The 16,625-nt window shown below is 62.1% G+C and carries 21 protein-coding genes; 11 read left to right on the forward strand and 10 right to left on the reverse strand.

Annotation, left to right across the window (positions count from 1 at the left end; translation table 11 throughout):
* The first annotated feature begins 3 nt into the window (after positions 1 to 3).
* The gene (locus AC1DF8_RS24840) at positions 4 to 1,176 is read left to right on the forward strand and encodes an acetate/propionate family kinase (protein ID WP_478155422.1); all 1,173 of its coding nucleotides are present in this window, start codon (positions 4 to 6) and stop codon (positions 1,174 to 1,176) included.
* Positions 1,177 to 1,208: 32 nt separating this feature from the next.
* Positions 1,209 to 1,994, forward strand: coding sequence for an enoyl-ACP reductase FabI (gene fabI, locus AC1DF8_RS24845; RefSeq protein WP_478155423.1), 786 nt, complete (start codon positions 1,209 to 1,211; stop codon positions 1,992 to 1,994).
* 34 nt (positions 1,995 to 2,028) lie between these two features.
* Here the strand turns inward: fabI and AC1DF8_RS24850 are convergent, their stop codons facing one another.
* Entirely contained in the window at positions 2,029 to 2,451 is a 423-nt protein-coding gene (locus AC1DF8_RS24850; protein WP_478155424.1) for a hypothetical protein, read from the reverse strand.
* Between the two features lie 199 nt (positions 2,452 to 2,650).
* On the opposite strand from AC1DF8_RS24850, the gene AC1DF8_RS24855 reads away from it, so the two are divergent.
* Positions 2,651 to 2,797, forward strand: coding sequence for a hypothetical protein (locus AC1DF8_RS24855; RefSeq protein ID WP_162735921.1), 147 nt, complete (start codon positions 2,651 to 2,653; stop codon positions 2,795 to 2,797).
* 354 nt (positions 2,798 to 3,151) lie between these two features.
* A complete protein-coding gene (locus AC1DF8_RS24860; RefSeq protein ID WP_478155425.1) occupies positions 3,152 to 3,778 on the forward strand; it encodes a cysteine hydrolase family protein in 627 nt (208 codons plus the stop codon).
* Positions 3,779 to 3,822: 44 nt separating this feature from the next.
* Here the strand turns inward: AC1DF8_RS24860 and AC1DF8_RS24865 are convergent, their stop codons facing one another.
* The 4 genes from AC1DF8_RS24865 to AC1DF8_RS24880 all read right to left on the reverse strand — a co-directional run bounded on the left by AC1DF8_RS24865 (position 3,823) and on the right by AC1DF8_RS24880 (position 7,214).
* Complete coding sequence (locus AC1DF8_RS24865) at positions 3,823 to 4,185, reverse strand: EF-hand domain-containing protein (RefSeq protein ID WP_112546703.1); 363 nt, start codon at positions 4,183 to 4,185, stop codon at positions 3,823 to 3,825.
* A gap of 105 nt (positions 4,186 to 4,290) precedes the next feature.
* Positions 4,291 to 6,297 carry an ABC transporter ATP-binding protein/permease gene (locus tag AC1DF8_RS24870; protein ID WP_478155426.1) on the reverse strand — a complete coding sequence of 669 codons (2,007 nt, stop codon included), beginning with the start codon at positions 6,295 to 6,297 and terminating at the stop codon, positions 4,291 to 4,293.
* A gap of 130 nt (positions 6,298 to 6,427) precedes the next feature.
* On the reverse strand, positions 6,428 to 6,781 hold the full coding sequence (locus AC1DF8_RS24875) for an antibiotic biosynthesis monooxygenase family protein (RefSeq protein ID WP_113016008.1): 354 nt from the start codon (positions 6,779 to 6,781) through the stop codon (positions 6,428 to 6,430).
* 94 nt (positions 6,782 to 6,875) lie between these two features.
* Positions 6,876 to 7,214, reverse strand: a complete 339-nt coding sequence (locus AC1DF8_RS24880) for a hypothetical protein (RefSeq protein ID WP_113203162.1) — start codon at positions 7,212 to 7,214, stop codon at positions 6,876 to 6,878.
* A gap of 339 nt (positions 7,215 to 7,553) precedes the next feature.
* Here AC1DF8_RS24880 and AC1DF8_RS24885 point away from each other — a divergent pair, with 339 nt between their 5' ends.
* Genes AC1DF8_RS24885 through AC1DF8_RS24895 form a run of 3 tightly spaced genes read left to right on the forward strand, consistent with a single transcriptional unit; the run spans position 7,554 to position 9,553 of the window.
* Positions 7,554 to 8,216, forward strand: coding sequence for a DsbA family oxidoreductase (locus tag AC1DF8_RS24885; protein WP_210295190.1), 663 nt, complete (start codon positions 7,554 to 7,556; stop codon positions 8,214 to 8,216).
* Positions 8,217 to 8,262: 46 nt separating this feature from the next.
* Positions 8,263 to 8,682: a GlcG/HbpS family heme-binding protein gene (locus AC1DF8_RS24890; RefSeq protein WP_478155427.1), complete on the forward strand. Its 420-nt coding sequence runs from the start codon at positions 8,263 to 8,265 to the stop codon at positions 8,680 to 8,682.
* 19 nt (positions 8,683 to 8,701) lie between these two features.
* Positions 8,702 to 9,553 (forward strand): SDR family oxidoreductase, encoded by an 852-nt coding sequence (locus AC1DF8_RS24895; RefSeq protein WP_478155428.1) that lies wholly within the window; start codon positions 8,702 to 8,704, stop codon positions 9,551 to 9,553.
* A gap of 52 nt (positions 9,554 to 9,605) precedes the next feature.
* Here AC1DF8_RS24895 and AC1DF8_RS24900 read toward each other — a convergent pair whose 3' ends face one another.
* Positions 9,606 to 10,508 carry a sigma-70 family RNA polymerase sigma factor gene (locus tag AC1DF8_RS24900; RefSeq protein WP_478155429.1) on the reverse strand — a complete coding sequence of 301 codons (903 nt, stop codon included), beginning with the start codon at positions 10,506 to 10,508 and terminating at the stop codon, positions 9,606 to 9,608.
* Positions 10,505 to 11,248 (reverse strand): SDR family NAD(P)-dependent oxidoreductase, encoded by a 744-nt coding sequence (locus tag AC1DF8_RS24905; RefSeq protein WP_478155430.1) that lies wholly within the window; start codon positions 11,246 to 11,248, stop codon positions 10,505 to 10,507. The genes AC1DF8_RS24900 and AC1DF8_RS24905 overlap by 4 nt, the downstream gene beginning before the upstream one ends.
* Positions 11,249 to 11,422: 174 nt before the next feature.
* On the opposite strand from AC1DF8_RS24905, the gene AC1DF8_RS24910 reads away from it, so the two are divergent.
* The 3 genes from AC1DF8_RS24910 to AC1DF8_RS24920 all read left to right on the forward strand — a co-directional run bounded on the left by AC1DF8_RS24910 (position 11,423) and on the right by AC1DF8_RS24920 (position 13,174).
* Positions 11,423 to 11,749: a hypothetical protein gene (locus AC1DF8_RS24910; protein ID WP_478155431.1), complete on the forward strand. Its 327-nt coding sequence runs from the start codon at positions 11,423 to 11,425 to the stop codon at positions 11,747 to 11,749.
* Positions 11,750 to 11,788: 39 nt separating this feature from the next.
* Positions 11,789 to 12,754: an MBL fold metallo-hydrolase gene (locus tag AC1DF8_RS24915; protein WP_478155432.1), complete on the forward strand. Its 966-nt coding sequence runs from the start codon at positions 11,789 to 11,791 to the stop codon at positions 12,752 to 12,754.
* A 63-nt stretch (positions 12,755 to 12,817) separates the two neighbouring features.
* The gene (locus tag AC1DF8_RS24920; protein ID WP_478155433.1) at positions 12,818 to 13,174 is read left to right on the forward strand and encodes a DUF2200 domain-containing protein; all 357 of its coding nucleotides are present in this window, start codon (positions 12,818 to 12,820) and stop codon (positions 13,172 to 13,174) included.
* Between the two features lie 80 nt (positions 13,175 to 13,254).
* Here the strand turns inward: AC1DF8_RS24920 and AC1DF8_RS24925 are convergent, their stop codons facing one another.
* The 3 genes from AC1DF8_RS24925 to AC1DF8_RS24935 are packed head-to-tail and all read right to left on the reverse strand — an operon-like array spanning position 13,255 to position 15,455.
* On the reverse strand, positions 13,255 to 14,157 hold the full coding sequence (locus AC1DF8_RS24925) for a dihydrodipicolinate synthase family protein (protein ID WP_478155434.1): 903 nt from the start codon (positions 14,155 to 14,157) through the stop codon (positions 13,255 to 13,257).
* A gap of 14 nt (positions 14,158 to 14,171) precedes the next feature.
* Positions 14,172 to 14,807 (reverse strand): LysE family translocator, encoded by a 636-nt coding sequence (locus AC1DF8_RS24930; protein ID WP_113016016.1) that lies wholly within the window; start codon positions 14,805 to 14,807, stop codon positions 14,172 to 14,174.
* Positions 14,808 to 14,846: 39 nt separating this feature from the next.
* Entirely contained in the window at positions 14,847 to 15,455 is a 609-nt protein-coding gene (locus tag AC1DF8_RS24935) for a LysE/ArgO family amino acid transporter (RefSeq protein ID WP_113117348.1), read from the reverse strand.
* A gap of 100 nt (positions 15,456 to 15,555) precedes the next feature.
* Here AC1DF8_RS24935 and AC1DF8_RS24940 point away from each other — a divergent pair, with 100 nt between their 5' ends.
* Positions 15,556 to 16,452, forward strand: a complete 897-nt coding sequence (locus AC1DF8_RS24940; RefSeq protein ID WP_478155435.1) for a LysR family transcriptional regulator ArgP — start codon at positions 15,556 to 15,558, stop codon at positions 16,450 to 16,452.
* Positions 16,453 to 16,625: the final 173 nt, after the last annotated feature.

Raw genomic sequence — 16,625 nt, forward strand, 5'->3', positions numbered from 1 at the left:
GCCATGGACACGCTTCTCGTCGTCAATGCCGGTTCCTCCAGTCTGAAATTCGAGGTCTTCGCCGCCTCGGACCCGCTTGCGCGGCAGGTGAAGGGAAAGTTGGAGGGCATCGGCACCGCGCCGCGCCTGACGATCAAGAACGCCGCCGGCGAAAAGCTCGCCGACGCCGACTATCCCGGCGAGACCGTTCCCGACCTGCCGGCGGCCATGCGGCTGGTCGGACAATGGCTGCGGGAACGGCACGAGGGGCGCCTGGTCGCCGTCGGTCATCGGGTCGTCCACGGCGGACCTGACCACAGGCACCCGGTGCGTATCGACGCGAACCTGCTGCGCGACCTCGAACGCTACACACCGCTTGCGCCGCTGCACCAGCCGAACAACCTGGCCCCCATTCGCGTATTGCTGGAAAACCAGCCGCAGCTCGCCCAGGTCGCCTGTTTCGATACCGCCTTCCACCGCGGCCATGATCCGGTGACCGATCACTACGCCATTCCCGCCCATTACTTCGCCGAGGGTGTGCGGCGCTATGGCTTTYACGGCCTCTCCTACGAATATGTTGCCGGCAGGCTCGCCGAGATCGCGCCGGATATCGGCCGGGGCCGGCTCATCGTTGCGCATCTTGGAAGCGGCGCCTCGCTCTGTGCCATCCACGAAGGCAAAAGCATCGAGAGCACACTGGGCTTCACCGCTCTCGACGGCCTGCCCATGGGCACACGATGCGGGCAGATCGATCCCGGCGTGCTTCTCTATCTGCTGCAGGAACGCGGCATGAGCCCGGCGCAATTGCAGGATCTGCTCTACAAGGAGTCCGGTCTCAAGGGCCTGTCAGGCATCAGCAACGATGTCCGCGATCTGCTGTCGAGCGACGAGCCGGGAGCCGGTCTCGCACTCGATCATTTCGTCCATCGCATCGGCCTCAATGCCGGCATGCTTGCAGCAGCCCTCGGCGGTATCGATGCCTTCGTCTTCACCGCAGGCGTCGGTGAAAACTCGCCCGTCATGCGCGAGCGCATAGTCCGCAAGCTCGGCTGGCTGGGAGCAACGCTTCATGAAAGGGCCAACGATGCCGGCGAATTGCTCATATCCGGCGACGACAGCAGGATCGCGCTCTACGTCGTGCCGACGGACGAGGAACTGATGATCGCACGTCATACTTTTGCACTTGTCGCCGCCTGACCGGCAGACCTTTCAACCAACAAGAGGGGCAGATGATGATCCCGGACGTGAAGGCCAAACTTCTCGAGGGCAAGCGTGGCCTGGTGGTGGGCATCGCCAACGACCAGTCGATCGCCTGGGGCTGCGCCAGGGCATTCCGCGCGCTTGGCGCCGAACTCGCGGTCACCTATCTCAACGACAAGGCCAAACCCCATGTCGAGCCGCTGGCGGACGCATTGGAAGCGCCGATTTTCCTGCCGCTCGATGTGTCGGTGCCGGGGCAGCTGGAAGCCGTGTTCGAGAACATCACCGCATATTGGGGCGAGCTCGACTTCGTTGTCCATTCCATCGCCTTCTCGCCGAAAGATACGCTGCAGGGCCGCGTCGTCGACGCGCCGCGCGACGGTTTCCTGAAGACGATGGACATATCCTGCTGGTCTTTCATCCGCATGGCCCATCTTGCCGAACCGCTGATGAAACGCGGCGGCACGCTCTTCACCATGACCTATTACGGCAGCCAGATGGTGGTGAAGAACTACAATGTCATGGGCCTCGCAAAGGCCGCACTCGAAAGCGCCGTGCGCTACATTGCCGCCGAACTCGGACCGAAAGGCATCCGTGTTCACGCCATCTCCCCCGGCCCGCTGGCGACACGCGCAGCATCCGGCATTCCCGAATTCGACGAACTCCTGAACAAGGCCGAGGAAACGGCCCCCACGCGCAGCCTCGTCTCGATCGACGATGTGGGCATGGCGACCGCCTTCCTGGCGCATGACGCGGCTCGGCTGATCACCGGCGATACGATCTATATCGACGGCGGCTATCACATCATCGACTAGGTCACCAATGGGTGACAGCCTTGCCGGAAGTGCCCTAGCAGTTCGGGCGTACCTGCGCGGACGTGTCCGATCCGGGAAGCCCCGAGGCGGTGYCGGTACCGGTCATGCCGTTGCAATCCGGCGTTCCCCTGCTCATGCCGTTGCCGGTGCCGGAGGCGCCGCGCACGGACGGATTTGTCGTATCGGGATCGGGCACGATGCTGTTGGTGGTGCTGTTTGCGTCCGGCGCCAGCGTATTGCCGGTGCCCGTGCCTGTACCTGTACCTGTACCGGTGCCCGTCCCCATGCCGGTGCCGGATGTGCCGGGGCTGATGACGCCGTTGCCGGACGTACCGCCAGCACCGCCCGTGCCGCTTCCCGCACTGCCCGTGCCGCCACCGACGCCTGAAGTCTGCGCCATTGCTGATGTCGCGAGGCCGATGGAAAGGATGGATGCCGTGATGAGCTTGAGAAGCATGAAAAACCTCCATTGCGCTTCATGGGTCATCAGGCACAACTTGGTACATCCGCCTAGGTTCCGCTCGTCACAACAAGTTTTGGACGTCAGTCAACGCGCCTCGGCGTCCGAAAACGGACCGCAAAGCGATGTACGCCCGCCCCTCCAGGGGCGCGGCAATGGCGTGGCATGGGATCGATATCGGGCTCGACCGTGATCAATGGCACAGCGCAAGGGCGCGCCCGCGCCCTGCGATATCATGGGCGCGATGGTGTTCGACCGAGAGAATGTCGATCAGGTCGGCCAGTCTGAAGTGATGCTCGACGCCGCCGACATCGATGTGAATCTCGCTGTCGCTGATGTGTAGAGCGACGGCAACAAAGTTTCTCTCTTCGCCTTCATCCAGTACAGATACAATAAACAGAGGCCCCTCCCTCTTTCGCTTATCCCTTTTTATAGAGTAAATCGGTGAATTCTTTATTATTAGCAGTTAATAATAATTTGTACTCAATACATTGCTGGAATTCAATATGGGGTGGGCAGGACCTGGCCATGCGCTCCTGTTCCGATCAAAGGCAGGCGGGCCGGAAGTTGCCCTGTCCTTCACTTCTCCAGATGGCCGGGAGCATTGAGCAATTGCACTGCGCGTGCGCCGCATCGCTGTTCAAATGGCCAGCCACGCCCTAACTAAGGGCGGTCACCATTGTCAGGGAATGCGCCGATGACGATACCCACGACACTTGCAGACTGGCTTTCTCCCGGTCGAACCGCATTGCTGGTCTACGATATGCAGATCGGCATTGCCCGGCAGGTGCCCGGCGCGGAAGAAACGGGCCACCGCATCGCCGAGATCGTCGCTGCCGCAAGACGCGCCGGGATGAGAATTGCCTTCTGCCGCCACCTTTCCCTGCCGAGGCCGTGGATGGGGTCGTTTGCGACGCGCATGGCAATGGCATGGCAACGCACAGATGACCCCGAGGCCGTGAAACCCTGGTTTCTGAGGGACAGCGAGGCGGTTCGGATCATTCCAGAACTCTATCCGCAGGAGCAGGATTTCGTGTTCGACAAGCTGGGCATGTCGGCTTTCGAGGGAACGCCGCTCGCAATCGCCATGCGCGATGCCGGCCTTTCGGCACTGGCGATCTGCGGAATTGCAATGGAGATCGGCATAGAGCCGACCTGCCGCCACGCCGCCGACCTTGGCATCGTCCCGATCCTGATCGAAGATGCATGCGGATATGGGGACGCGGACGCCGCCAGACGATCCGTCGAGTCGCTTCGCTTCATGGGCGACACCATCCTGTCGAACACGCAGGACTTCCTGTCAGCCGTCGCCCGTCCGCGCTAGCGCCGGCCCTCTTCGGCAGCAAAATCTTCGAATAGCGACCGCCGTCAGGAATCGTCCTGCGTGTCGCTCTCGAGCATCGTCATTGCCCGGAGCGCTGCGTCGTCACCCTTCAGGTGAAGGTAGTTGATAATGGAGCCGAGACTCGGATCGCACATGTCCGCAGGCATCAGCACGCCCGTCGTGTTCATCTCGTCGCGATCGACAAAACCGTCGCCGTTGTGATCCATGCGGGCCTGCATGTCGACCGTCGGCTTGCCGTTGTCATCGAGCTTCAGTCCGGGCATCAGGACCTGATTGAAATCCGCGAACTCATCTGCATTCAGCTTGTTGTCACCGTCCCGATCAAGCTTCGTGAAAGCATTGTTGAGCATTTGCGACAATGGGTTTCCGGTAACTGGAGCTGTCATGAAATCGACCTTCAATATTCCCTGATTAAAACCGCGCGTTGAGCGCGCCCGTACCATTAGGTTGTGAAACTGGCGCAAGGCTGACGGAGGGCCGCGGACGGGTCTCTACTTCCTGTTGTCGGTCAGCGCCGTCTTGTCCGAGCGCGTTCCGCCCTTCGCCAGGGAGCGCGGACTGTCCAGGAAGCGCGACAGCATGTTCCGCTTCCTCTTGCGCGGGATGAGATCGATATCGCTGACAAGTTTGGCGCCGCCTTTGCGCCGTTCCAGCGTGATCTTGCGGCTGTGGTAGACTTCGAGCTCGGCCCGGTGCGCCACGCTGAGGATGGTGACTTTTGGAAGTTCCCGGATCACCATCTCCATCATCTTGTCCTGGCTCTTCTCGTCGAGCGCCGAGGTCGCCTCGTCGAGAACGATGATATCGGGGTTGTGCAGCAGCAGCCGCGCGAAGGCGAGCCGCTGCTTTTCGCCGCCCGACAGGATCTGGTCCCACGGAGCCTCTTCCCCGAGCTTCTCGTTGAGGTAACCGAGCCCCACCTTGTCGAGCGCGCTCTTGATTTCGTCCAGCGACCAGGCGTCGGCGGCATTGGGATAGGCGACGGCCCGGCGCAGCGTGCCGGAGGGGATGTAGGGCCGTTGCGGCAGCATGAATAACCGCCTGTCGGCATGGAAATCGACGCTGCCGTGGCCCCATGGCCAGAGACCCGAAATGGCGCGCACGAGCGTACTCTTGCCCGAGCCGGATTCACCGGCGACCAGCACCCGCTCGCCCGGCTCGATCTCGACCCGGGTTTCCGTAACCACGGCGGTTCCATCGTCCAGCGACACCGCCAGATCATTGAGGCTCAGCATCGCCTCGCTCCCGGTCTCGCCATGCTGGATGCGCCCGAGCGCATCGCTCTGTTCGGCCCGTTCCAGCCCGTCGAGAGACATCATCAGCGAAGCGACGCGCCGTGCGCAGGCGTTCCAGTCGGCAAGCCGCGGATAGTTGTCGACAAGCCATCCGAAGGCGGTCTGGACGATCGCGAAGGCCGATGCCGCCTGCATCACCTCGCCGAGCGACATGCTGCCTTCGAGGAATTTCGGCGCGCAGAGCAGCACCGGCACGACAGGCGCAATCAGCATCGACCCGTGCGATACGAAGGTCGTGCGCATATACTGGTGCGCAAGCTGCGCCCACTGATGGAGAACATTGTCGAAGGTCTTGTTGAGGTCGTTGCGCTCCTCCTCCTCGCCGCCGAGAAGCGCGATGCTTTCGCCGTTTTCGCGCACATGCGTCAGCGTATAGCGAAACTCGGCTTCTACCTGATTCTTGACCTCCGAAACCCGAACGAAGCGCCGGCCGATGACGGCAATCGTCGTCGAGGTGATGCCGGCATAGAGCACAGCCGTGACGACGAGGAAGCCGGGAATGGTGATCGACATCCCGCCGATCGGCAGCGTGAGCGCGCCGCCGATCGTCCAGAGAACCACGATGAAGGTCGAGGCCGAGAGAAAGGCCGAGATGACGCCGGCGACGAAGTCGACGGGCGATTCCGTGGCGATCCGCAGATCCTCGGAAATGCGCGCCTCCGGATTCTTGTGATCGCCGCCGATCAGGTTCAGCTGATAGTAGCGCCCGTTCGCCAGCCAGCGTGCGATCAGCGAGGTTGCAAGCCACCGTCGCCAATGCCGCTGGATCATCATGCGGACATAGACCTGTGACGTCACGAGAATGACACTGCCGGCCACGAGCGGCAGGAAGATCGCACTCAGATAATAGACGGTACCCGCATCGTGCCGCTCGATGGCATCGAATATGCCGCGGTTCCACCTGTTGATCCCATACTGGAAGCCGACATTGGCGCCGATCATGATCAGCAGTCCGATGGAACATGGCCAGGCGAAACCATCGCCCTTGCGGCTCCAATAGCCGCGCGCGCTGATCCAGAACCGCTTCAGCAGATATTTCTTGCGCGCCTCCTCGGCCTCCTCCGGGCTGAGCCCCGGATCGGGTTCGATAACATCTGGCGGCGGCGCGACATCGACGGTTGATGCCTTCCCCTGATGCGTCTCCTCGACGCCATCAGCTTCGGCGCCGTCGACCGATTTCGATTTCAGTTTTGTTTCGGCCATGTGAGCGAAAACGGATTACCAATCGAAAGGTTTCACGAGCGCGGTCAAGCTTGGTGTCTGCTGGAAACAGGTAGGTGAATAGACGGCCGTGACCGGATCAAGAGGTCCGGGAAAAGCCGAACCGCTTCCTTTATGTGGCACTCGCCATCTGTCGGCCCCCGCCGTCAAATCCGTAGGCGCGCTGCACGAGAGCGACGCGAATTTCGTATTTCGAGTACCACTCTTCGCGGCCTCTTCGTTGTGCTTCAGCATGGTCGACGAGGGCTTTCCATGCGCGGATACTGTCTTCGTCCTTCCAGAAAGAGACCAGTATTCCAAAGCCATCTGCCCCGCGCGCGCTTTCGAAGCCAAGATACCCCGGTTGTTGGCTCGCAAGTTCGGTCATTGCGTAACCGATCTCGCCATATCCATCGTCTACGTTTGTTCGCTGCGAGGTGAAGCTGACCATATAGTACGGCGGTTCCGGTAGCGCGGCTATCTGCATGTGATTTCCTCTGTTTTCGAGACGGAAGCAAACGTCGCCCGCCTTCGCCCGCTCGAGAGATGACCGGAAATGGGTGATGCTCGCCCGCAAGCGCTCAGGTTACGAAGGGCATGATATCCACGCCGTCACCGGGAAACACGGTGATGTGCGGATGGTCCTCGAACAATCGTGCGGCGTCATCAGCCGTTTCCGCCTCGACCACGAGATAGCCGCAGAGTGGATTGAAGGCTTTGGCGATGCCGTCCCTGGTTATGCGTGTCGTCTTGCCGACCATGCCACCTCGATCGAGGATGGACGCAGCGTTTTTTTCCTCCCACGCCGCCCACTGTGCAACGCCAACGGTATCGATCGCATCCTGCTCGGCTTTGGTCAGCTTTCGGAAGGACGCAAAGTCTTCGGGCTTCATGGTGTAAACGGCAAGAAAACGCGGCATTGACGCTACCTCCTGTGCTCAATTGTGCGTCAGCTTACACCCACTCGTCGGCAATCGCCCGCGCAGCCCCAGAGAAATTGCGACCCTTGCCTCGTTTTTACGTGCCACTATCCCGCAGCCAGCTTTACGCCGAGTAGAGCTTGCGGCCATTCGCTTCGATGGACAGTCCAGCAGGATGTAAAAATCCCCTCTTGTTTTCAGTTGGTTGCGATCTTTCTTCGATGGCTTGGGAATATTCGCCCCCGCTCCCCGATCTTGTCTGTCAGTGGCCAAAGAGTTGCTGTCACGGGACATCCGCGTGGCCGACGGCCAGGGAAAGGCGTCATGCCTGGAGGGTCCATGATCTCATTGAAGCGATCGGTCGAGGTGGAGTTTATCTCCGATATCGTCTGCCCCTGGTGCGCGATCGGCCTGCACAGTCTCCTTGCCGCGCTGAAACGCGTGCAGGATTCGATAGAGGTGAAGATCTCATTTCAGCCTTTCGAGCTCGACCCCGCCATGCCGGAAGGCGGTGAAGACAGCACGGCCTATGTCGCGCGGAAATATGCCCTGTCGGCAGCGGAGGCCGCTCGCAATCGTCAAACCATCCGTGCGAGAGCGGCCGAGGTCGGCTTCGATATGGCGTCGATCGACAGTCGGCGTCTCTACAACACGTTCGACGCGCACCGGCTGGTTCATTGGGCCGAACTCGAGAAGCGCCAGATCGGCCTCGAGCTTGTACTTTTTGCAGCGCATTTCACCTATGGTGCAGATGTTTCCAATCTCGATGTCCTTGCCAATGCGGCGCAGGTGGTGGGGCTCGATCCTTCGGCCGCCCGCGAGATCCTCACATCGGGCGCTTACGCCAACAAGGTCCGATGCGCTGAAGCGGATTGGCATAGCCGCGGCATCCGCTCCGTGCCGACACTCATCCTTCAACGGAAATACCGCATCTCGGGTGCGAGCAGGCCGCGCGACTACGAAGAAGCGTTGCGACGCGTAGCGGCTCAGCAGCCGGGATAGTCATCAATTCATCTTCCATTCCAATCGATATCGACAGGAGAAGACCATGATCACCCTCAAGAGCCTCGGTCTCGCCGAGGCGGACCAAATCATCAGGGCCGGCATCGCCCGCGCGTCCGAGATCCTCTCGCCCAGCACGCTGTGCGTTGTCGATGTCGGCGGAACCGTCATCGCGCAGGCGCGCATGGACGGCGCCTCGCTTTCGAGCGTCGCGCTGGCCTATAACAAGGCCTACACCGCCATCTCCACCCGCCTCGCAACGAGCTTCATCGCCACGATTGCCCAGCCCCACGGAGACTTTTACGGCATTGCCAATGGCCTCGGCGGCCGCGCCATCATCTTTCCCGGCGGCATGCCAGTTAGCATTGATGGAGAGGTCGTGGGCGCGGTTGGCGCCAGCGGCGGCAACGGCGAGCAGGACGAGGACGTGGCCCAAGTGGCCGCCAAGGCCCTCTCGGGCAACTGATCCATTGCGGGAGGCAACAATGACCACCATCATGATCACAGGTGCCGGCAGCGGCCTTAACAACGGTGCGGCCATCGAGCTCGCGCGGCGCGGTCACGAGGTGATTGCCTGCGTCGAGAACTATCCGCAGCTCCGCGCGCTGGAGATCCAGGCAAGGAACCACAGCCTCGCCCTGCGCATCGAGAAGCTCGACGTCAACAATGAGGGCGATCGCAGGCGCGCCGCATCGTGGGACATCGACGTGCTTGTCAACGGCGCCGGCATTATCGAGGGCGGCGCCATCATCGACATCCCCCCTGAAAACATGCAGCGACAGTTCGAGGTCAATGTCTTCGGCCCGGTGCAGCTCACCCAGGGAATAGCGCGCAAGATGGTCGCGCGACGCAGCGGCAGGATCATCTTCATGTCGTCCGTCGTCGGCATCCTTTCAGGCCCGTTCGTCGGCGCCTATGGTGCCTCGAAGCACGCTCTCGAGGCCATAGCAGAGACAATGGCCACGGAGCTCCAGGAATTCGGCGTGGAGGTGGCGGTCATCAACCCCGGCCCCTATCTCACCGGTTTCAACGATGCCGGATTCCTGGCCCCGAAGAGCTGGAACGACGACCCGGAAGAGCGCGTGTTCGACTACGACAAGCTGGCCTTCCCCTTTGAACAGTTCGAGCCGTCGACCGTCTTCAACGCCATTGCCGATGTGATCGCAGGCAAATCGCAGCTCTTCCGCAACATCGTTGCGCCGGAACTTGCAGACGGCGTTCGCGAGCAATCGCAGCAGGTATGGACCCGGACGACAACCGATGGTCTCGGCACGCGCGCCGGCCTGGTTCAGCGGTCATATGATCTGAAGCCGGAAACGCTCGTCACATCACAATAGGCAGGGGCATGGCATCGACCGCCGCAAAGCGCTCAATCGCTCCGGGTCATCACTATGCTGCCAGCATGACATCGGCACCCTCGATGACATAGGTCGCATAGCGATGGTCGCGGATCAGGCTTATCTTCTGCCCCCGCCATTCGAGCAGCATGAAATAGGAGGGACCATCGGACACTTCGGCCGATACCAGCAATATTTCCCGGCCTTCCAGCCAGGCCGGCTCGATCCTGACCGGCGGATATTCGGCATAATAGGTGAAGAACCGGCCGACATCGGCGGCACCGGAGATTTCCGGCCGACGCGCCTGACGCAGCCGGACATCGTCGGCCAGCAGGCGGCGCAAGGCGTCCCAATCCCGGGCGTTGAACAGCGCTGCAAAGTTCAGGGCTTCCGGACTGGGCGGTGGCGCGACCTCGCGCCGCATGCCGGAGACGGCGCGCAAACTCGCCCGGCCGCGCGACAGATGCGCCTTGACGGCATCGACACTCAATTCGAGCAGCGCTGCGATATCCGCAAGCGACTCTCCGAGCACGTCCTTGAGGATGACCGCGCTGCGTTGCGGCACCGGCAATTCCGCAAAATGGCCAAGCGCTATCAGCACCGTGTCCTGCCGGATCAGCGCATCCTCCGGGCCGACGGCGCTGACATCGGCGAGATCGAAGGCCGTCTCGAGGGGCTCCGCCCGGCGTGTATCGCGCTGGCGCAGGGTATCGATCGCCTTGTTATGGACGACGCGAAACAGCCAGGGGCGCAGCGGCGTGTCCGGCGGGATCGAGCCCGCCGTCGCAAATGCCCTGGCAAACGCCTCCTGGATCACATCCTCGCCGTCGATGACGGAGCCCACCAGACGCGCCGCATAGCGATGCAGCTCGGGGCGAAGCGCATCCGCTTCGCTCGCGAGCGCTGCGAGCAGAGTCTTCCTCTCTTCATCCTTGAGGGCAGCGTCTTCCGTCATTCGATGACCGTCACTCCCGTATCTCCGCGCACCGCGTAGACCATCGCCTCGGCGAGATCAGTCCTGCCGATCAGGTCGGCGACCATATCGCCAAAAGCCCGTGGCGTCATGTCCGGCCAGGTGGCCGCCTGCTCGGCAAATGTCCGACCCGCCGCCGCGGCATAGGCACCGATGCCGGTATCGCCGACACCGGTTCCGGCAAACATCTGCCGGGGAACGATCACCCGGAAGCGCAAGCCCAGGCCGAGCTGCGTCGACAGGGCCTCGGCATATTTCGCAATGAACCACTGCGCGCGCTTGGCGCCCGCATAACCGCCCGATAACGGCGAGCCCTGCACGGCGGCTCCGCTGGAAACCAGGACGACAAGCCCGCCCGGCGCCATCGGCAGGGTCAGGGCAGCCTGGACCCAGTGCAGCGCGGCCTTGACGTCCACGTTCCAGTTGGTGGTGAATGCCTCCCAGCCGATCCGGTCGATCCGCTCCATGGGCGGCTCCGCACCGGCATTCATGATGACGAGATCGGGTCGCCTCTCTTCGATGATGCGCCATGCCGCATCGACATCGGTTGCATCAGCCGACAGGGCGGTGAAGGCCGGTTGTTCGCCCGCCTCCTGCATGGCCGTCACGTTCCGGGCAACCACGGTGACGTCGGCCGCGCGCGCCACGAATGCCTCGGCAAGCCCCCTCCCCAAACCACGGCTGCCGCCGACAACAACAATTCGCTTTCCATCCAGATCCATCTCTCATCCTCATTCGGGTCGGGTCAGACCGTTCGACGACGGTCGCAACAACGACGTTCCAACGAGGCAAAAAGAGTCATCTCCATCTGCGATTTGTGGCGGCCGGCGTATAAAGATCCGGCTCGACCGAAATTCCAGGGTCATCGATATCGGCCTGGATCACCGCAAGCGGCCATGGGTTCCGGCAACCCTAAGAACGGTATCCGCGAAGGTCGGCCGGATGATTGCGTGCAATTTTCTGATATTGTACATTCCCGCGACTGCATTGAAAGCTTCCGTCCGGGGTCTGTCATGCGAGGGGAACAACGATCTGATGGGCCGTCTGCGGCTCCCGGACGCGACGATGACGACCAGATCGTTCCCATCGCCGGCATCGCTTTTTCGTCTATCAAACTGATCAAGAAAAACAGCACGCGCAAACTGCGCAATCGCCTGCTCTACGGCATGGGCTCCACACATCCCGAAATCATCAACCAAGGCGGGGAAGCGGCTTCAGCCTGACCCTGGAGCGCCGCCGCCATTCCGGAAAGGACCTGCCAAGTGACCCAGGATTTCAGACTTTCCCGTCGCGGATTTTGTCTCTGCTGCGTGGCCGCCTCGACATTCGCTGCATCCGGAGGCTGGCTCAGCCCGAAACAGGTATTCGCGAAGGCTCAGGGTATCGTCGATATAATCCGCGACTCCGCCGCCAAGGAGCCGATCAAGGTCCATAAGGCAAGGGCCGGCGTATCGATCCTCGAAGGATCGGGCGGAAACATCGCCGTCCTGACCGGCGCGGACGGAAAGGTTCTCATCGATGGCGGCATCACCGCGTCCCGGCCGCGGGTACTCGAGGCCCTCGCCCGACTTGGCAAACAGCCGATCACTCATCTCATCAACACGCACTGGCATTTCGATCATACGGATGGCAACGCATGGCTGAACGCCGAGGGCGCGGCCATTCTGGCGCATGAAAACACCTGCAAACACCTGATGTCGGTCGTGAGGGTCGAGGACTGGGATTACGAATTCCCGCGACCGCCGCTCGCCGCCGTGCCTTCGGAAACCGTCGGCGACGAGATGTCCCTCAAGCTCGACAAATCCACCCTGATGCTGAAGCATCATCCGAATGCTCACACCGATGGCGACATCTCCGTCACCTTCGGCGAAGCAAACATCGTCCATGCCGGTGACCTCTACTGGTACGGCATCTATCCGTTCATCGACTATTCGACCGGTGGCGGGATCGACGGAATGATCAAGGCGGTCGAGGACATCCTGGCCAATGTCTCCAACGACACGATCGTCATCCCCGGTCACGGCCATCCCGTCAGCAACAAATCGGAACTCACCGAGTACAGGACGATGCTGGTCGAGATCCGCGGGAACGTCTCCAAACTGAAAGCCGCCGGAAAGCCGATCGACGAGGTCCTTGCCGCAAAGCCGACAGCCGAATTCGATGCGAAATGGGGGCAGTTCCTTGTCACCCCTGAATTGTTCACGCGCCTCGTCTATCATGGCGTCTGAGAAGATCGCGCAACGGCAAAGCTGTCCGCGCCGTTGCGAGATCCGCACCGTCACGGAGGAGGCATGACGAAGCATCGGCATCGTATCTATTCGGTCAGCGTCGCAAGCGTTTACCCTCACTATGTCGCCAAGGCCGAGAAGAAGGGCCGCACCAAAGCCGAGGTCGATGAGATCATCTGCTGGCTGACGGGGCACAGCCCGGAGAGCCTGGACGATCAGCTGACGCAGAAAACCAGCTTCGAGGATTTCTTTGCGCAGGCGCCGGCGATGAACCCGTCCCGGTCGCTGATATCTGGTGTCGTCTGCGGCGTGCGCGTCGAAGAGATCGAGGAGCCGACCATGCGGGAGATCCGCTACCTGGACAAGCTGGTCGATGAGCTCGCCAGGGGAAAGGCGATGGAGAAAATCCTGCGGGCATAGCCGCGGTCCGGCCCCTGGCTATGACTCCGCGCCTTGGAGAGCAATCCCGCTGGCCGGAGCATTCCGGTAGCGGAAATGCCCTACCGGCCGACTGCGGCACCAAGGCTCTCAAGCGCCTCGCGCACCCGCCCGCGTGCCGCCTCGGCAAGGCCGAGCACCGGGCGCGGCGGCGAAAACCGGCCGAGGCCGATGAGATCGGCAATCGTATACATGACACGGAAACTGCCGAATTCCTTGAACAGCGCCCAGAGCGGCGTGAAGGCATCGTTGATGCGCCCCGCCTCCGTGGTGTCACCTGCCTGCGCGGCCCTCGTCAGCTTCAGCGCCTCGGCGGGCAACAGGCCCGCAATGACGCTGTACCAGCCATCGGCGCCTGCGAGCAGCGCATCCGCCGCAATCCAGTCGCCGCTATAGCCGAGCGCGAAACCATCCGGCGTCACCGTACGGAGACTTTTGATCTCGCCTGCAATATCGCCATTGGCCGGCAGCGGCATTTTCACCGCCTTGACGGTGCCAAGCCTGGCAAGCCGGGCGATCAGCTCGGCGCTGAAGGTGAATTTCGTCGTGCCCGGATTGTTGTAGATGCAGAGCGGCAGCTGCCCGGCATCGGCGACAGCAGCAAAATGCTCGTAGACCTCGTCGTCGGTGAGCGGCGTATAGGAGACCGGCGCGAGCAGCAGGCCATCCGCCCCAAGCTCCCGCGCATCCCTGGCGAGCGCCTGCGCCTCATCCGTCCGGAGCGCGCCGACACCGACGATGACAGGGATCTTGCCGCCGACGGCAGACATGGCCGCTTCCACCGCCCGGCGCCGCTCCTGGCGCGACAGGAAGGCATAGGCGCCGGTGCTGCCGAGCAACCCGATGGAATCTGCGCCCGCGGCCTCAATGCGGCCGAGCAATGTGGCGAGCGCGCCGGTATCGACAATGCCCGAGGCATCAGCCGGCGTGATCGGAAAGGCGGAAAGGCCATGGAAAAGCGGCATCGGGAATTTCCTTCTTATGCGCGTGACAGCAGGAGCTTCATGCCGGCGGCACCGAAGACGAGCGCCAGCGTGCCCTCGATCCAGCGCCGCGCATGGCGATACATGCGGATCATCGGCGCGGTGGAGAAGACCAGCGCATAACCGCAGAAGATGGTGATGCTGAGAATGGCGCAGCCGGCGAGAATGACGGCGACGGTCGCCGGCGTCGCGCCCGGGCCGAGACCAAGCGTCATGGTCGCGATCCAGCCGAGCAGCGCCTTCGGGTTGGTCAGGTGCATCAGCAGGCCGCGGCGATAGAGGCTGAAGCCCGAGGCCGGCTTGAGGGCATCGAGCGGCCTGCCCTGCTTCTCATCCGAGGTCATGGCGGATTTGCCGGCCTTGTAGGCGAGGAACATGAGGTAGAGCCCGCCGGCTATCTTCAGGACAACGAGCGCCTGGGCATATTGCGCCAGAACGGCCGAAACCCCTGTTGCCGCCATCGAGCCCCAGAAGAGCGAGCCGCTGACGACGCCTGCGGCAATCATCAGCGCCGACTGGCGCCCCTGATGCATGGCGACACCCATGATTCGCATATTGCTGGGACCGGGGCTGGCTGCGGCGATGATATAGGCGGTGAAGACAAGGGCAAGGTGATGCGGATCGACGGTCATTCTGGTTTCCCAAGGTCGTGATTGGCGCGTATGCGGCCGTCACATGCCGTTCAGGAGCTTGAACGCGATCAGCCACATCACGCAAGCGATGATGGTTTCGAGAATGCGCCAGGAAACCGGCCGTGAAAAGATGGGACGAAGCCAGGCCGCACCATATCCCAGAGAAAAGAAGAACAGGAAGGAGCTGCTCGCCGCCCCCGCGGCAAAGGCGGCCTGATGGCCGGCAAAACGCGTCGAGATCGTGCCGAGCAGGATCACCGTATCGAGATAGACATGCGGATTGAGCCAGGTCAGCGCCAGGCACATGGCCATGGTCTTGCCGAAGCTTGCCCCTGCCCCGTTTGCAACCTGCAGCGCGCCCGAAGACCAGACCGCCGAATAGAGGCTTTTCGCCCCATACCAGATGAGGAACGCCGCCCCGCCATAACGCATGACCGGATCGAGAAAGGGCATGAGCTTCACCGCCTGCGCCAGGCTGGTGACGCCGATGACGATCAGGATCGCATCCGAAAGCGCGCAGGCAAGGCAGACGGCAAAGACATATTCGTTGCGCAAGCCCTGGCGCAGGATGAAGGCATTCTGCGCGCCGATCGCCACGATCAGGCTGAGGCCGGCCACCATGCCGGTGAAATAGGTCGAGATGTCCATGATATCAGAGGGTTCCGTCGCGTTGTTGCAACGCTCCGTAGACCGATCGATCGGATTAGGCTAATTAATCATCCTTACGTCAATTAAGCGCAGCTTACCCATGATCGATTATCCTGCCCTTCGTGTCCTGCTTGCCGTGGTCCAGACCGGCAGCTTCGAAAGGGCCGCCGCCATCCTGAACGTCACGCCCTCTGCCGTCTCCCAGCGCATCAAGCAGCTGGAAGAGCGCGTCGGTGCTGCCCTCGTGGTGCGCGGAACGCCGTGCACGGCAACGGAAAAGGGCGACTGGCTCTGCCGCCACATGGAAAATGTCGGCATGCTCGAAAGCGAATTGCTGGAGCACCTGCCGGCGCTGAGCGACCGCGACAATCCCGAACAGCGCGTCACGCTGCAGATCGCCACCAGCGCCGACAGCCTCGGCGCCTGGTTTCTGGAGGCGATGGCCGATTTCTCGAAAAGCTCGAACTACCTCCTCAACATCTCCATCGAGGATCAGGACCACGCAGCCGAATGGCTGGAGCGCGGCCGCGTCATCGCCGCCGTCACCAGCATGGAAAAACCGGTCGCCGGCTGCCGCCGCTACTCGCTCGGCGCGCTGCGTTACCACGCCGCCGCCAGCCCCGAATTCGTGCGCCGCTATTTTCCCGACGGCGTCACCCCGGAAGCACTAGCCCGCGCCCCTTCCTTCACCTTCAACCAGAAGGACCGCCTGCAGGCGCAATGGATCCGCCGCACGCTCAAGACCGACGTCAACGTACCGACCCACTGGCTGCCGGCCACACAGGGCTTTCTCGATGCCGCCCTGCTCGGCATGGGCTGGGGCATGAACCCGATCCAGCTGACCGAGGCCCACATGAAGGCCGGCCGCCTCGTCGAGTTGATTCCGGACACGCCTCTCGATGTCGTCCTCTACTGGCAGATCAGCCGGCTCGCCGCAGACCGGCTTGCCGGCCTGACGCGGACGGTGATCGAGGTGGCGAGGCGGTCGCTGGTGTGAGGGTGATGTGGGGGGGAACAACGGTGCTTTGGGCCGGAACCGACATTACCATGCGATTATCCCGAGCACACCGACGGTGACGGTGGCTAGAGCTGGCTTACGCGGACTTTGCAGATGCAGCGGCATTGGAGTCAACAACAGTAAAAATTTGCCACAATGCACGAAGGCATGAT

The organism is Rhizobium sp. 05N49, assembly GCF_056396805.1.

Bases quoted from the DNA above. Each gene is read 5' to 3' on its own strand.
- AC1DF8_RS24855 (WP_162735921.1), top strand. From the start codon at position 2,651: ATGGCACAGCGCAAGGGCGCGCCCGCGCCCTGCGATATCATGGGCGCG.
- AC1DF8_RS24940 (WP_478155435.1), top strand. From the start codon at position 15,556: ATGATCGATTATCCTGCCCTTCGTGTCCTGCTTGCCGTGGTCCAGACC.
- AC1DF8_RS24930 (WP_113016016.1), bottom strand. From the start codon at position 14,807: ATGACCGTCGATCCGCATCACCTTGCCCTTGTCTTCACCGCCTATATC.
- AC1DF8_RS24895 (WP_478155428.1), top strand. From the start codon at position 8,702: ATGACCACCATCATGATCACAGGTGCCGGCAGCGGCCTTAACAACGGT.
- AC1DF8_RS24905 (WP_478155430.1), bottom strand. From the start codon at position 11,248: ATGGATCTGGATGGAAAGCGAATTGTTGTTGTCGGCGGCAGCCGTGGT.
- AC1DF8_RS24885 (WP_210295190.1), top strand. From the start codon at position 7,554: ATGATCTCATTGAAGCGATCGGTCGAGGTGGAGTTTATCTCCGATATC.
- AC1DF8_RS24870 (WP_478155426.1), bottom strand. From the start codon at position 6,297: ATGGCCGAAACAAAACTGAAATCGAAATCGGTCGACGGCGCCGAAGCT.
- AC1DF8_RS24880 (WP_113203162.1), bottom strand. From the start codon at position 7,214: ATGCCGCGTTTTCTTGCCGTTTACACCATGAAGCCCGAAGACTTTGCG.
- AC1DF8_RS24860 (WP_478155425.1), top strand. From the start codon at position 3,152: ATGACGATACCCACGACACTTGCAGACTGGCTTTCTCCCGGTCGAACC.
- AC1DF8_RS24875 (WP_113016008.1), bottom strand. From the start codon at position 6,781: ATGCAGATAGCCGCGCTACCGGAACCGCCGTACTATATGGTCAGCTTC.
- AC1DF8_RS24900 (WP_478155429.1), bottom strand. From the start codon at position 10,508: ATGACGGAAGACGCTGCCCTCAAGGATGAAGAGAGGAAGACTCTGCTC.
- fabI (WP_478155423.1), top strand. From the start codon at position 1,209: ATGATGATCCCGGACGTGAAGGCCAAACTTCTCGAGGGCAAGCGTGGC.
- AC1DF8_RS24925 (WP_478155434.1), bottom strand. From the start codon at position 14,157: ATGCCGCTTTTCCATGGCCTTTCCGCCTTTCCGATCACGCCGGCTGAT.
- AC1DF8_RS24920 (WP_478155433.1), top strand. From the start codon at position 12,818: ATGACGAAGCATCGGCATCGTATCTATTCGGTCAGCGTCGCAAGCGTT.
- AC1DF8_RS24865 (WP_112546703.1), bottom strand. From the start codon at position 4,185: ATGACAGCTCCAGTTACCGGAAACCCATTGTCGCAAATGCTCAACAAT.
- AC1DF8_RS24910 (WP_478155431.1), top strand. From the start codon at position 11,423: ATGGGTTCCGGCAACCCTAAGAACGGTATCCGCGAAGGTCGGCCGGAT.
- AC1DF8_RS24890 (WP_478155427.1), top strand. From the start codon at position 8,263: ATGATCACCCTCAAGAGCCTCGGTCTCGCCGAGGCGGACCAAATCATC.
- AC1DF8_RS24935 (WP_113117348.1), bottom strand. From the start codon at position 15,455: ATGGACATCTCGACCTATTTCACCGGCATGGTGGCCGGCCTCAGCCTG.